This window comes from Photorhabdus sp. RM322S (assembly GCF_042879395.1).
Taxonomy (GTDB): Bacteria; Pseudomonadota; Gammaproteobacteria; order Enterobacterales; family Enterobacteriaceae; genus Photorhabdus; species Photorhabdus khanii.
In genome coordinates this window covers 105577-119790 of the sequence record NZ_JBHFKW010000012.1, presented here as the reverse complement: position 1 = coordinate 119790, position 14214 = coordinate 105577, and the positions used below count along the sequence as shown (strand labels likewise).

General features: G+C 43.1%; 9 protein-coding genes. 1 reads left to right on the top strand and 8 read right to left on the bottom strand.

All coding sequences use genetic code 11. From position 1 onward, the window contains the following. Positions 1–20: 20 nt before the first annotated feature. The 3 genes from ACGF63_RS09640 to fepB are packed head-to-tail and all read right to left on the bottom strand — an operon-like array spanning position 21 to position 3198. The gene (locus tag ACGF63_RS09640) at positions 21–1085 is read right to left on the bottom strand and encodes a FecCD family ABC transporter permease (RefSeq protein WP_387630389.1); all 1065 of its coding nucleotides are present in this window, start codon (positions 1083–1085) and stop codon (positions 21–23) included. Further along, positions 1082–2134 carry an iron ABC transporter permease gene (locus tag ACGF63_RS09635; protein WP_081738281.1) on the bottom strand — a complete coding sequence of 351 codons (1053 nt, stop codon included), beginning with the start codon at positions 2132–2134 and terminating at the stop codon, positions 1082–1084. Before ACGF63_RS09635 ends, ACGF63_RS09640 begins: the two co-directional genes overlap by 4 nt. Before the next feature lie 23 nt (positions 2135–2157). Then, the gene (gene fepB, locus ACGF63_RS09630) at positions 2158–3198 is read right to left on the bottom strand and encodes a Fe2+-enterobactin ABC transporter substrate-binding protein (RefSeq protein WP_387630386.1); all 1041 of its coding nucleotides are present in this window, start codon (positions 3196–3198) and stop codon (positions 2158–2160) included. Positions 3199–3566: 368 nt separating this feature from the next. Between fepB and ACGF63_RS09625 the strand changes: the two genes are divergently transcribed. Continuing rightward, positions 3567–4907, top strand: coding sequence for a condensation domain-containing protein (locus ACGF63_RS09625; RefSeq protein ID WP_387630383.1), 1341 nt, complete (start codon positions 3567–3569; stop codon positions 4905–4907). 61 nt (positions 4908–4968) lie between these two features. Here the strand turns inward: ACGF63_RS09625 and ACGF63_RS09620 are convergent, their stop codons facing one another. The 5 genes from ACGF63_RS09620 to epd all read right to left on the bottom strand — a co-directional run bounded on the left by ACGF63_RS09620 (position 4969) and on the right by epd (position 14200). Continuing rightward, positions 4969–8100, bottom strand: coding sequence for an amino acid adenylation domain-containing protein (locus tag ACGF63_RS09620; protein ID WP_387630380.1), 3132 nt, complete (start codon positions 8098–8100; stop codon positions 4969–4971). Positions 8101–8186: 86 nt separating this feature from the next. Continuing rightward, positions 8187–9836 (bottom strand): condensation domain-containing protein, encoded by a 1650-nt coding sequence (locus ACGF63_RS09615; protein ID WP_152963078.1) that lies wholly within the window; start codon positions 9834–9836, stop codon positions 8187–8189. A gap of 962 nt (positions 9837–10798) precedes the next feature. Continuing rightward, entirely contained in the window at positions 10799–11878 is a 1080-nt protein-coding gene (gene fbaA / locus ACGF63_RS09610; protein WP_036849818.1) for a class II fructose-bisphosphate aldolase, read from the bottom strand. Positions 11879–11931: 53 nt separating this feature from the next. Further along, entirely contained in the window at positions 11932–13095 is a 1164-nt protein-coding gene (gene pgk, locus ACGF63_RS09605) for a phosphoglycerate kinase (RefSeq protein WP_036849816.1), read from the bottom strand. A gap of 85 nt (positions 13096–13180) precedes the next feature. Beyond that, positions 13181–14200 (bottom strand): erythrose-4-phosphate dehydrogenase, encoded by a 1020-nt coding sequence (gene epd / locus ACGF63_RS09600; protein WP_132354163.1) that lies wholly within the window; start codon positions 14198–14200, stop codon positions 13181–13183. Positions 14201–14214: the final 14 nt, after the last annotated feature.

Genomic DNA, 14214 nt, shown 5'->3' with positions numbered 1-14214 from the left:
AGGGTTTACGGCGGGTCTTGCTAAATTTGCCGGGAACGGGTCAACAACCAAATCAGATAAATTCCGCCAATGAGCCCCGTCATAAGCCCAATAGGGACTGCCGCTCGTAAAGGTAAAAGCTGCGTAAGCAGATCAGCTGACAGCAAAAGACAAGCACCCATTAGCGCGGCACTGATAACCGGCATATTTCTCGAACGAGTCAGGCGAACCACAAGCTGAGGGGCGGCCAAAGCAACAAAAGCAATCGGCCCTGCGGCGCCAGTGGCAAGAGCCGCTAAAACCACAGCGCAGAAAATCATAATAAGACGAACGCGTTCCACTCTGATACCGAGCTGACAGGCAATATCATCCCCCATCTCGATAATGCTCAGTTTCCTTGCCATAAAAAGAACCAAAGGCACCAGCAATACAACCCCGGTTAAAACAGGAAAAACATGTACCCATGTTCGGGCATTAAGTGATCCGGCAAGCCACAAATTTGCCATCACGGCATTATCCAGATTTCCTTTTACCAGTAATAAGCCATTCAGGGCACTTAGCACTGAACCCACACCAATCCCCGTCAGGATAAGGCGATACCCCCCTATTGCGCCGGATTTTAAAGATAACAGATACACTACCGCCGCAGTCAGGGTTCCTCCGGCAACAGCAGCAATCGCTATTTGCACTGCATTATTATCAAATAAAACTATCTGTATAATCGCCCCCGTCGCTGCACCGGTTGTAAAACCAATCACATCTGGAGAACCTAACGCATTTCGGGAAATAGACTGAAAAACCGCACCAGATACCCCCAGTGCCGCACCAACAAAAATTGCGGTTAACACGCGAGGCAAACGAATATCCATGATGATTTTTTCGCTGACAGAACCGGAACCCGGCCCCCAAAAAATAGTGATAATTTGTTCGATTGTGATATTGAATTTGCCGATAGTCATGGAAAAAAGCGCTAATACCATAATCAACAGCAACATGGCACAAATCACCATAAGATTTCTGGGAACGAAAACAAGAGACACTTTTCCTTGTCGCCAGACCTTACCGGAAATATTAACCTCAGTCTCGCCATAATTCCGTTTGCTCATAGTTGGACAATTTTCCATTTTCTGACCAGGAAAACAAAGAACGGCCCTCCGATTAGCGCCACCATAATGCCAACACTAATTTCCCCAGGATATCCTACGACTCGCCCCAGACTATCAGCAGCTACCACCATAACGCCAGATATCAGCATAGAATAAGGAAGTACCCAACGATAATCAGGCCCTGCAATTAAACGGGCAAAATGAGGGGCGGTCAGGCCGATGAAACTAATGGGCCCCGCCGCTGCCGTGGCACCGCCAGATAACATAATGATGGCCAGTGCAGACAGAATCCAGACTTTGGTTTGGTTAACACCCAGCGATTTTCCCAGATCATGACCAAGCGCTACCGTATCAAGAGACTTTGTCAGCATTAAAGCAATTATCACTCCGGAGGCCGTCAGTATGGAGATAGGGAAAAGCACCTCATAACCTCGCCCTTGAAGTGAGCCCACCACCCAGTGCCGGAATTGATTAAATACCTCATCTTCGCTGTTTATGGTGATAATCTGGGTGACAGCAAGTAATACAACGGACAGTGCAGCGCCCGCCAATACCATTCTTACCGGGTTCAACCCATGCCGGATCCCCCCGAGCAGATACACGCCACAACCTGCAATTGTCGCCCCTGCCAGACCAAACCACATATAGCCAATAACATCGGAAATGCCCAAAAAAGCAATTGCCGAGACAATGGAAACCGCTGCCCCAGCATTGACCCCCAGAATACCCGGATCAGCCAGTGGATTACGGGTAAGCGCCTGCATAATGGCACCCGCGACACCCAATGAACAACCAACGATAATCGCCAGCAAAGTACGAGGCACTCTCAGATAACGAACCAATAAATGTTCACTATTGGCAGGGTTAAAAGCGGTGAATGCCTCCCAAGTGACTTTAATCGTGACAGGGCGGGTCCCGACAAAAAGACTAAAAACTGAAAATGCCACAAGTAATAACCCGCAAATCAGCAACCCTTTTCGCTGAAATTTGAATTGCCGGTTATCGGATTGCGCAACAGAATTAGCAACTGAAAAAATCAATTTTTTCATATCCAACTCAAACAATTGCTAAGTTATTTCGCTTTCTGCTTAATGCCAAACCGTTTAACAATGCTATCGGCAATTTCTTTTGCACTGTAATAGTCAATTCGAAACGAATTCACACCAAGACCATAAACTTGTCCTGTTTTGACCGAAGCCAAATTAGCGAGTACAGGATCCTTTAAGAATTCAGCCGCTCTGTGCTCTCCTGCACTTAAAAGAAATGTTGTGGGCGCAGTTAACTGCGTAATATTTTCATATTGTGCCCAAACAAAGTCGCCGGTTTTATTCGCATTATTATGCCAGGCCGGATCTGCCGACTCGATAGTAAACCCAAGCTGTGAAAGCAGCAAAGCATGTGGGCTTATGCTCGTTGATATGGGGTTAATGGTTCCTGGCCCCGCATAGCTGATAATATTAACCTTACCTTCAGGGATGGCAATTTTTGCCCGGCATTCAGCAAGATAATTATTAAAACCAGTAATTCTGGCCGCAACTTTATCTTCAAGCCCTGTCGCCTTGCCTAATTCAGTCGCCAAATCCTGCCATGTCTGTTTACCATAATCTAAGATAATCGTGGGCGCGATTTGTTTAAGTTGTTCTACCTGAGCATATGCGGAATCAGCGCCGCTCACAGAAACCACGATTAGATCGGGCGCGACAACATAAGCCATTTCCAGATCGATATTGCCGGCTGGCCAGAGCTTTTCAATTTTCCGCTCTTGAGCAACTTTGTCCCATTGAGCGAAAAATTTCCCATTCGTGGCCGTTGCACTCGCAACCACAGGCGCGTCAATTGATAACAGTATTCCGGTTATCGAAACAGTGGTCGATAAAATACGCTGGGGTTTCGTCGGAATAGTGGTGATAGTGCCATCAGTATTTTTAAAATCTCTTGGCCAGGAAAGGCTTTCTGTCTGAGCTGCATTTTTCGTGTTTGCAGCATAAACAGCCCCCCCAGATAGAGTGACCAGAGTAATTACCAAGCCATATACAAGGGTTAACATCGATTTCATTTTGGCATTCTCAGACAGTGATTGTGGATCTGCGATGCAGAAACCTCGCATACCCATTCAGATAATCCAAAGTGGACGTAATGTATCATTTTGTCTAATATCCGACAATGAGATTAATAATGATTATCATATACAATAACGTTGATCACGAAATACGTCACATTCTTGTTGTATCGCACAACAAATGTTTCATTTTCTCAGATATAAAACCAATTCAGATTTCAGCCAGAAACAATCAACGAAAAATGGTGATCAAACAGGAGAATGAATGTCATGGGAATAAATGGGCAATTATGTGTTGGCTTGTTCAGACGGGAATATCGTGGCTTAACATTGTATGAACACCGATCACAAACATAGAAGAAAGTTTTATCTGTTTTTTTATTTTTTATTCTATTTTCTATGATGAATTCATAAGGTTTACAATGTTAAACATCGATCAAACTTCTAGCTGGATGCCATTGACGCAGGCACAACAATATTACTGGCACGAGTTCAGCCTGCATTCCGAAAAAGTTGTTTCGACTGTCGCTCACTATCTTGATATTCAGGGCAATGTCGATCAAGAGGCACTTTGCAAAGCAATAACAACAGTGGCCAGTGAAACAGATGTGCTCTCTGTCCGTTTTAAACGCCTTGAAGAAGAACCGCTTCCTTTACAACAACCGAATCAAGCCGCCATACCACAGTTAAAATTCATTGATTTACAGACGCAGCCCGATCCTTTCCACACAGCGTTGCAACTTATGCGGGCCGATGTGGAATCTCCGCTGAATTTATTAACTCAACTGCTATCCGCTCAGTGGCTATTTAAATTAAGCGAGTCTCATTATCTCTGGTACAACCGGGCTCATCATATTCTGCTTGATGGATTTGGTATGGCGCTCATTGAACATCGTTGTGCGCATTTCTATTCGTATTATCTTGGTAAAGCCAGTGCCGATGCTTCTTTTCACTCACTCAGCAACTACCTTACTGAAGAACAAGAGTACGGTAACAGCGAGCAATATGAACAGGATCGCTTATACTGGCAAAATTATCTTTCATCCGCCCGCCTTACAACCGTGGATATCGCCCGTGCCGACTATAGCACCAAACACCATTACACCAGTTGTGCGCTCTCCGCGAATATTGTCACAGGCTTAATACGTTTATCGGCTGATACAGATATCGCCTGGCCTGATCTGTTAGTGGCGCTTTCAAGCATCTACCTGCTTCACTATTTCGCGGCACAGACACAAAATGGTGAATATTCAATGCCGTTATGGCTACCCTATATGAATCGCCGAACCCGTTTCAGAACCAATACACCGGCATTAATGACGAATATCCTTCCCTTATTGATAAACACCAATCCGGATGAAACATTAGAGACCTTTTTGAAAAAGACAATCAACGCACTTCATACTCAACGGACTCATGCCAGATATCGTATAGAACAGATCTTTTTAGATCATCAGCTACCTCAAGATACCCGTTATTTATTTTCGCCACTCATCAACGTGTTACCTTTTGACTCTCCTAATTTTTTCGATTGCCAGGTTAAACGCCATATACTCACCAGCGGGCTCTATGATTGCTTTAGCTTTAACATTATCTATCGCGGGAAAGTAGATGCTGGAGAATTAATTGTTGATTTTGATGCTGATTCAGCAATGTTTGGCAAAGAAGAGGTTGAAAACCATCAGAAAAACCTGACTGATTTTCTACAAAAAGTGCTCACAGGAAACTCGCTTTTCCTGCCTGTAAAAGCGCTTTACTCATAGAATAAAAAATAACTTAATATATAAAGAACCGGGTCAGACTCCGGTTCTTTAGAAAAACAGGTTAAATACTTTGTGAAAGCAAAGAAGAAACCTGCCGGGCATTTCTGCATTTAACTAACAGCTGAGGCGTCAGAATAACACCAAATTTTTCAGTGAGACGCCGAGCGATTTCTTTGAGATGCGAAGGCCTTAATCCCAGCGCTAAAAATTCAGAATCTTCATTCAAACCAGTTAACGGCTGCGCACCAATGGCATGCAAATAAATGCCGAGGATCGATTGGTAATGTTCATCCTCTGCGCTGTTATTAACGCTTTGGTTCTCCGATATAACAGACTTTTTATCCGCCAAATTATCCGGCTTCGGTTGCGTAAAGAACGCCCTGATTTGGTGTCGATCTGTTTTACCGTTTGCAGACAAAGGAAACGCCTGAATATGAGCAAAACGCGTTGGTATATGAGAAACGGGTAAAAGCCCGTGAGAAAAATCCCGCCATTCTGGGGCGAGAATTTCCTGACCATTTAGCGTCGTATACATAGCGCCTAATGTTGCATCGCCATTCTGCTCATTGGGATAATCAACGACGACAATATGATTAATTTGTGGATGTTTACATAACTCACTTTCAATATCAGGCAGAGACACCCTAATTCCCCGAATTTTGACATAACCATTTACTCTGCTGGCAAAAATGATGGTGCCATCTTTTCGGTAATAGCCCTGATCCCCTGTTCTGAATGCTCTTAATTGTTCACCTGTAGGCGAGGTGATAGTGACAAAATCTTTTTGCACAACAAGACCATCTTCCAGATAGCCTAAGGCAAGATTGACTCCCGTAGTATAAATCCGGCCAGTCACAAACGCCGGGCAATGTTCATTGATATCATTACAGATAAAATATTGAGTCGCAGGCAGGGGTTTACCATAAGGAATAAGGCTGACATCCTCTGACGTAATTTCATGCCATATACTCCAAATCGTCGTTTCAGTCGGCCCTCCCAAAGAAAATAACCGAGTATCAGGATACGTCGCTCTAATTTCCTTGATGAGAGCAGGCTTAATATAATCACCGCCCTGCGCTATCAGTCTGAGGGAAGAGAGAGAGCCCCCATTTTGGCACGCAATTAACATTTCTAAAATCGCAGGCACTGAGCACCAAATAGAAACTTTGTGCTTCGAAACCAGCCGATTCCAATGGATAGCATCTTTCTCTGCATGGGGTTCAGGGATAACCAGCGTTGCGCCAACAGTCAGTGATGCAAAGAGGTCGAAAACAGACATATCATGATGTAATGGCGTAACGGAAATAAACACATCATCCTGTTTAACCTCCCATTTATTCAGCGTTTGCCCGATAACATTAGATGTTGCCTTGTTATTGAGCACCACACATTTGGGCTTACCCGTTGTTCCCGAGGTATACAGATAATAAGCGGGCTCAATGCTATGACTCAGTGATGATAAAGTCTCTAAGGGAAGTAAAACGTTGTCAGAAACCGATGTGAGCAGCGTCTCCAATGTGACAGCTTTATCACTATTAAACTGTCCAGTACTCACAATGAGATCAGAATGGCAATTCGTTAGCAAATAATCCAGACGTTCAGAGGGAGAATTCACATCAATAGGTACCCAAATAATCCCCAAAAGCGCACACGCCATTGTTACCATCACATGTTCAGGACTACGAGGCAAACAAATCGCGACCACACTGCCTTTACGCATTCCACAGCGATTCAGGTTATTCACTATCTTTTGAACACGTTCCCCCAATTCAGAATAGGTAATCTGCTGCTCCCCACAGATAATAGCGGTTTTTTTTAATTTTCCCGTCAATAGGTTATCCGCAATACGAGACAGGAAATTTGAACAGATAAAATCACTGTCATTACCATTATCTTTGTAATGGTGATAATCAATCACCTCAGAAAAATCCACAGCGAGTTTTTCCTGACGGCAGATCAACGTTATTGCCTGAGTGATGGTTTGTAAAATATCCTGCACGATATTTTTTTCCAGCGCTTTTTCTGCATAATCAATGGATAACACCAAATTTTTATTCTGGTCCAGGGACAAACGAATATCCATCGCAACTTGCGGTGTCTGCGTTAATCCATCATAAAAAGAGACATCACCAGATGCAGACAATGTTTTCCATGACAAACCATTCGTTAACACAACAGGTAGCGCTAAACCTGTCTGATGTTGATTGAATATCAGTCTGTTAATATCAACGCCGGAAAAATCCAGATGTTCCAAAGAGGCAAAAATATCATTTTGAAAAGCTGTCGCTCTTTCTAAAAATGGCGCCTGATTCCTTTTAAAACAAACAGCGACAAATGAAGATTCATTACTGAACTGCATTTTCTTGGTGGGAATAGCAACGGGAACACCGAGACATAACCGACTATCTTGTGTCCAAAATGACATTATTTCCAGGATAATAGTAGACAAAATCGTATTTTGAAACAGACCATAAGATGAAGCGATTTTAGACAAATGATTCAACGTCGCGCTGGGAACGGTAACCTTCTCCCTTCTGTAGCGAGAGGATTTAATCGATTCTGGCGGTCTCTTCCAAGGTAACGTCGGTGGGCCGGAATATTCTTTCAGCTTTTCTGACCAATATTCAGTATCACTTTGCTTTTTCGAGTCAGAAGGCGGTTGAAGCAAATGAGCGATATTTCCCGTTGGCCTGGATCTTTTCCACTCATTCTCATCTTCCTCAAACAATTTAAACAAGATGAAAGAGATAGCGCTGCCATCCAAAATCAGTGCATCAAAGCTCACGAACACCACGGTCGTAAAAAAGTCATTATCCTCATCTTCTGGCTTTGCCAATTTAATGACCCAAATATGCCAGGGAGAGCGAGAAAGATCGTGGATTTTATGAGAATACGCCTGCCTCATCTCATCTATCTTTTGATAAGCCGCTGAACGCGGGATAGCAGTGAAATCAATTTCATCAAGATTCAGGATAATGGCATCGGAGACATGTTGAACCAATGAACTTTCATCTATATGGGTACGTAACGCATCATATTGCTGTACTAATTTGGTGAGCCGGGTCCTAATAACAGGAAACTCGATATGACCTCTGAATTCCCTGAAATCATGCATGGCAACACCACCCAGTGGTAATAGTTCACTTCGTCCTAGCAGGTACGCGCGTTGTAATGGTGTTAGTGCGGTATCCATGATATTTCCTCAATTTTCGATTGTGAGAAAGCGCAGAATCTAATTAATTAACAAGCTAAACATTTAACCTCTTTCAAAAAGAAAGATTACTTCTGTCGATTAAGGATTTTCACTAGTGCCTCAGCCGCCTTTTCAGCCGCTCCCCGCGATCTCAATGTCATTGTCTGCGCCAGTGCATTTAATGTTTGATGAGCCTTAATATCTTCAATCATCAGTCCTGCCTGTGGGATATATTTGTTAATAAATCCCGTTAATTCTTCTGCGACATCAGCATCAATATCCAATGCAGAAAGAGAAGTATGAGCATTGATATTTTCTTCATTCGTCAGCCGGGACAGTAAAATAATGAGCATTTGCTCAACACAAGAGGATGTCACCTTTTCAGTACCTACATCTTGATGCGAAGCAGAAAAATGAGATGAGAAAAAATAGTCCAAAGACTGGTTTATCAATTCAGGCGAACGAATGATCATCCGAATCAAAGAGAGATAGATATCAAACATTCTGCGGATATACAGTTCAGGGAAAATATCCAGACGAACATCCCAATTGACCAGAATCCCTTCATAAGCCGGCGCAACCTGAACATCCAAGGCAACCTGTGGCCCTTGCGAAATAACAAAGACCATTTCACCGAAAGCACGGGTTACATTTTCGGACAATAAATTATCGCCACTGATACCAAAACCGGAGGTAAAAACGATAGGCGAGATTTGCATGTTACCGTGGTATCGGGAGAGATCCCGCATAACACTGACGCCCGGATAGGCACGGTGAGAAAGGAGTAAAGCGATTTGATCAGCAAAACGACGGCATAACACAATCATCGGCTCATGACGCTGTAATTCAACACTTAAAATAGATAAATCTGAAAAATCACCAACAATTTTGTCCACATCACTGAGGTAACTTTCTCGTTGGAACGTAGGTACATTTAATCTAAATTTGTCAGACTGCGTACAAATCCCTACCGTACACGCGAAAAGAGACAAAAATAGTGTTGACAGCGTAATCTGATATTTTTTGGCGGTCGTCTTTAATGACAACTTTTCTTCTTTCGTCAGTTGAACCGCGAATCGATCACTAAAATATTCTCCCTTTGGGAAAGGACGGTGAATATGAGGAAGCTTAGGCGCTGGTGGAATTTGCGCAATACGCGTATTCCACCACTTTTTATCGCGTTCACGTAATGTTAATAAGGAATTATCAGCCTGCATCCGCTCTAAATAGTGAAAATAAGTGCTTCCTCCACTTTTTGGTTGATGCTCAGGCTGGTGATAAAACCGAGCCAGATCTTCCATGAGAATACGAAAACTTTGCGCATCACCTGCAATCATGTCCAGGTCAATATGCAAACGAAAATCTCCATTCGTTAAAAGGGTGACACTCAAGTCAATAGACTGACCGTGTTCAAGATCCAGTTTCTGGTGGGTTTTGCTTTTCCGTTTATTTTCCAGAAAATCAGCAATGCCTTTTTCATCACATATGCTGATATCATCAACGTGCAATTTGTCATTGGAAGACAGACTTTCTATGGTTTGCATGCCATCCGGTGTAACGCGTAATCGCAACATCGGATGGAGATCAAAGAGATACTGTACAGCAGTTTTCAACCGCTCAAGATCAAGCCCAGTACCATCAAACTCTGCATACAAATGTGCGGTAACACCACCCAACGTCTGCTCATATTGCCGGCCAACCCAATAAGCGGCCTGCATGGTCGTTAGTTCTCTCATTTAATTTCCATAAAGTTTAGATTATCAATCACAACAAGGACACGATTACAAATGATAATAAAAATTATTATTATTTGATAAATAAAGCAACATGAATATGAATTAGCCCGATGTTAATGGTTAAAATTTATTGAAAATATTCATATTTATTAACCAGATAAAACCACTCAACAAACAGGTGAACCTTATTCAGCAGGATTCAAGTCGAAAACACATCATCTAAACTCGATAAAAAAATTAATATACCCAATAAATAAATGGACACCACATGCCTGTTCCTCCAACATGATTACAAGGCATAGATAGATAAGCCAATGGTAAAAAAAACAGCTTTCACACATGACTATGTAGATCGCTCATCAGCAATTTTACTTGATAGCTAATTTTTCAGTTTGCTGTAACGCCCACCAACACAATCTCAAAAATCACCACAGTGTTTGCATTAATAACATCACAATAAATCGCTTGCCCTACTCATCGGCTATTGTTGTAACTTAAATTATCTTAAAAATTAATTAAGAAGCATAGAACAAAGTCAAATAATATATCGCCAGCTTAAAGGACACGCATCCCTTTCAAAAGAATCAAAGGAAAATCTTTCTTTAGGATCTGACATATCTGCCTATATGACAAAGACGATAAAGGATACGATACCAGAGCACAACGAAGGCCATAAATATAGAAGCAATCAACCTGATTTTTATGCAGAAACAGACTTCTTTGCTTTAATGGATAAAAGTGAAAGATATAAATAAAATATCAACAGAGGCTATTAACATTCGCTCCGCAGCTATTGCTGATAAATTAGGAATGAGGAGAGCTTCACAATAAAAAGACTCATTTGGAGTGCTACTTTAAATAAAATAAAGGTGTTTCTATAACATCACTAATTGAGTGTAGAAACACCCGCGAAAAACCCTCTGAATTTCCATTCAGGGGGTTACTGATAACATCAATACCAATTACAGCACATCAACCGCATTCAGTTCCCTGAAAGCCTGTTCCAGACGGACAATCATAGAAACCTGACCGGCACGCAGCCATACACGTGGATCGTAGAATTTCTTATTGGGTTTATCTGCGCCTTCTGGATTACCCAGCTGGCCTTGCAGATAGCCTTCGTTCTTTTTGTAATAATTCAGAATACCTTCCCAAGTCGCCCATTGGGTGTCGGTATCAATATTCATTTTAACAACGCCGTAGCTGACAGCTTCCTTGATCTCTTCCGCTGTAGAACCGGAACCGCCGTGAAAAACAAAGTCCAGGCTGTTGTGTGGCAGATTAAATTTCTCAGCAACATAGTCCTGCGAGTTACGCAGAATTTTTGGTGTCAGCTTAACGTTGCCTGGCTTATAAACACCATGAACGTTACCGAAAGAAGCAGCAATAGTAAAACGTGGGCTGATAGCGTTCAGTTTCTCATAAGCATAAGCAACGTCTTCCGGTTGAGTGTATAGGGCGGAGCTATCCATATGGCTGTTATCAACACCATCTTCTTCACCACCAGTACAACCTAACTCAATTTCCAACGTCATATCGATTTTTGCCATACGAGCCAGATAATTGCTGCAAATTTCAATATTTTCTTCCAACGACTCTTCTGACAGATCGATCATATGGGAAGAGAACAACGGCTTACCCGTCGCCGCATAATGCTTTTCACCCGCATCTAACAGGCCGTCAATCCACGGCAGCAGTTTACGCGCACAGTGGTCAGTATGCAGGATCACAGGAACACCATAATGTTCAGCCATCTGATGAACATGGTGAGCACCAGAAATTGAACCCAGAATAGCCGCCGCTTGCTGACCTTCAGCTTTCACGCCCTTACCGGCAATAAAAGCAGCACCGCCGTTAGAGAACTGAATGATAACTGGAGAACGAACTTTAGCAGCCGTTTCCAAAACTGCGTTGATTGAATCAGTACCTACACAGTTTACCGCCGGCAACGCAAAGTGGTTTTCTTTGGCTATTGCGAACACTTTTTGAACATCATCACCAGTGATGACACCCGGTTTTACGAAATCAAAAATTTTAGACATGTTACGTGGGTCCCGTTTAGAGCGGGCAGATAAAACTGCCCGTCATGACTTAATTACTGTTTTGCGCGTTCTTCCAGCATCACAACCGCAGGCAATTTCTTTCCTTCGACAAATTCAAGGAAAGCACCGCCACCAGTAGAGATGTAAGAAATTTTGTCAGCAATCCCAAACAGGTCAATTGCTGCCAGAGTATCGCCACCACCTGCGATAGAGAATGCATCACTATCAGCAATTGCGCGGGCGACAATTTCAGTTCCTTGACGGAAATTAGGGAATTCGAATACACCAACCGGACCATTCCACAGAATAGTTTTAGCGCTTTTCAGGATATCTGCCAAGCGTTGAGCGGATTCATCTCCCAGATCGAGGATTTGCTCATCGTCTTTAATATCGCCGGTAGATTTCAAAGTAGCTTCCGCAGTTTCAGAGAATTCTGTTGCGACACGAACATCAGTTGGCACTGGAATATCACAACTTATCAGCAGTTTTTTCGCCTCTGGGATCAGGTCATCTTCATACAGTGAACGACCCACATTGTGGCCTTCCGCAGCAACAAAAGTATTCGCGATACCCCCACCCACAATCAGTTGATCAGCGATTTTGGACAGTGTATCTAATACTGTCAGCTTGGTTGAAACTTTAGAACCACCAACGATAGCAACCATTGGACGGGCTGGCTTATCCAGCGCTTTACCCAATGCATCCAGTTCTGCGAACAGCAGAGGACCGGCACAGGCAACAGGCGCAAACTTAGCCACACCGTGGGTAGAAGCCTGGGCACGATGCGCCGTACCAAATGCATCCATAACATAAATATCACACAAAGAAGCGTATTTTTTAGCCAGAGTTTCGTCGTCTTTCTTCTCACCTTTATTAAAGCGAACATTTTCCAGAACAACCAGCTCACCTTCCGCTATGTCCACACCTTCCAGATACTCTTTTTCCAGACGAATCGGAGAAGACAATTTCTCTTTTAGGTAATCTACTACTGGTTTCAGCGAGAATTCTTCATTGTATTCGCCTTCAGTAGGGCGGCCGAGGTGAGAAGTGATCATCACCTTAGCGCCCTGTTTTAATGCTGCTTCGATGGTCGGCAAAGAAGCACGGATACGCGCATCAGAGGTGACTTTGCCATCTTTTACCGGAACGTTCAGGTCAGCACGGATCAAAACTCGCTTACCCGCCAGATCTAAATCGGTCATCTTAATTACAGACATGGTGAATCCTCTCGTTGATTCTCTAAATTGTTTAATCTTGTGCCGTGTGCAGATCTATTATTATGCACCGTCTGTCAGCAACAGATCATTTGAAACCCGTAGCAGCCATTGCTAACGTTGTATCCAACATTCGGTTAGCAAAACCCCACTCATTATCACACCAGACTAATGTCTTAATCAGATGTTGCCCACTGACCCGCGTTTGTGTGCCATCAACAATCGCGCTGTGGGGATCATGGTTAAAATCCGTTGAGACTAACGGCAATTCAGTATAGTCAACTATACCACGAAATGAAGTTGCTGCTGATTTTTGCATTAATTCATTGATTTTTTTGACATTCACTGGAGATTTTACTGTAACGCTCAAATCAATAGCAGTAACATTAATCGTTGGTACGCGTACTGAGATGGCTTCAAAACGGTCACAGAATTTTGGAAAAATCCGGGTTATCCCTGCGGCCAGTTTGGTATCCACCGGAATGATAGACTGGCTGGCAGCCCGGGTACGCCGTAAATCTTGATGATAGGCATCAATCACAGGCTGGTCATTCATTGAAGCATGAATGGTTGTCACCGTTCCAGATTCAATCTCAAATGCATCATCCAATAATTTAATGATGGGAATAATGCAGTTGGTGGTGCAAGAGGCATTGGATACAATGCGATCTTCTGCTGTCAGTAAATCCTGATTCACACCATAGACCACCGTCGCGTCTAAATCATTGCCGCCCGGATGAGAAAACAGCACCTTTTTTGCGCCACTGGCAAGATGCGCTTCCCCATCAGCTCTGCTGCCATATATCCCACTGCAATCAAGAACAATATCAATCCCCAGTTCCTGCCAAGGCAATGCCGATATATCGGGTTGATGAAACAGACGAATATTATCGTCACCAACCTGCAACAAATCATTATTCAGACGCACATCCCAGACAAAACGACCATGACTGGAATCATACTTCAGCAAGTGGGCAATTCCTTCGGCATCAGCCAACTCATTAACAGCAATAATAGCAATTTCAGCCCGACGCCCAGACTCATAAAGAGCACGTAAAATACTGCGCCCTATCCTGCCAAAACCGTTTATTGCTACCTTGATTGTCATGTTACTCCCTGAAT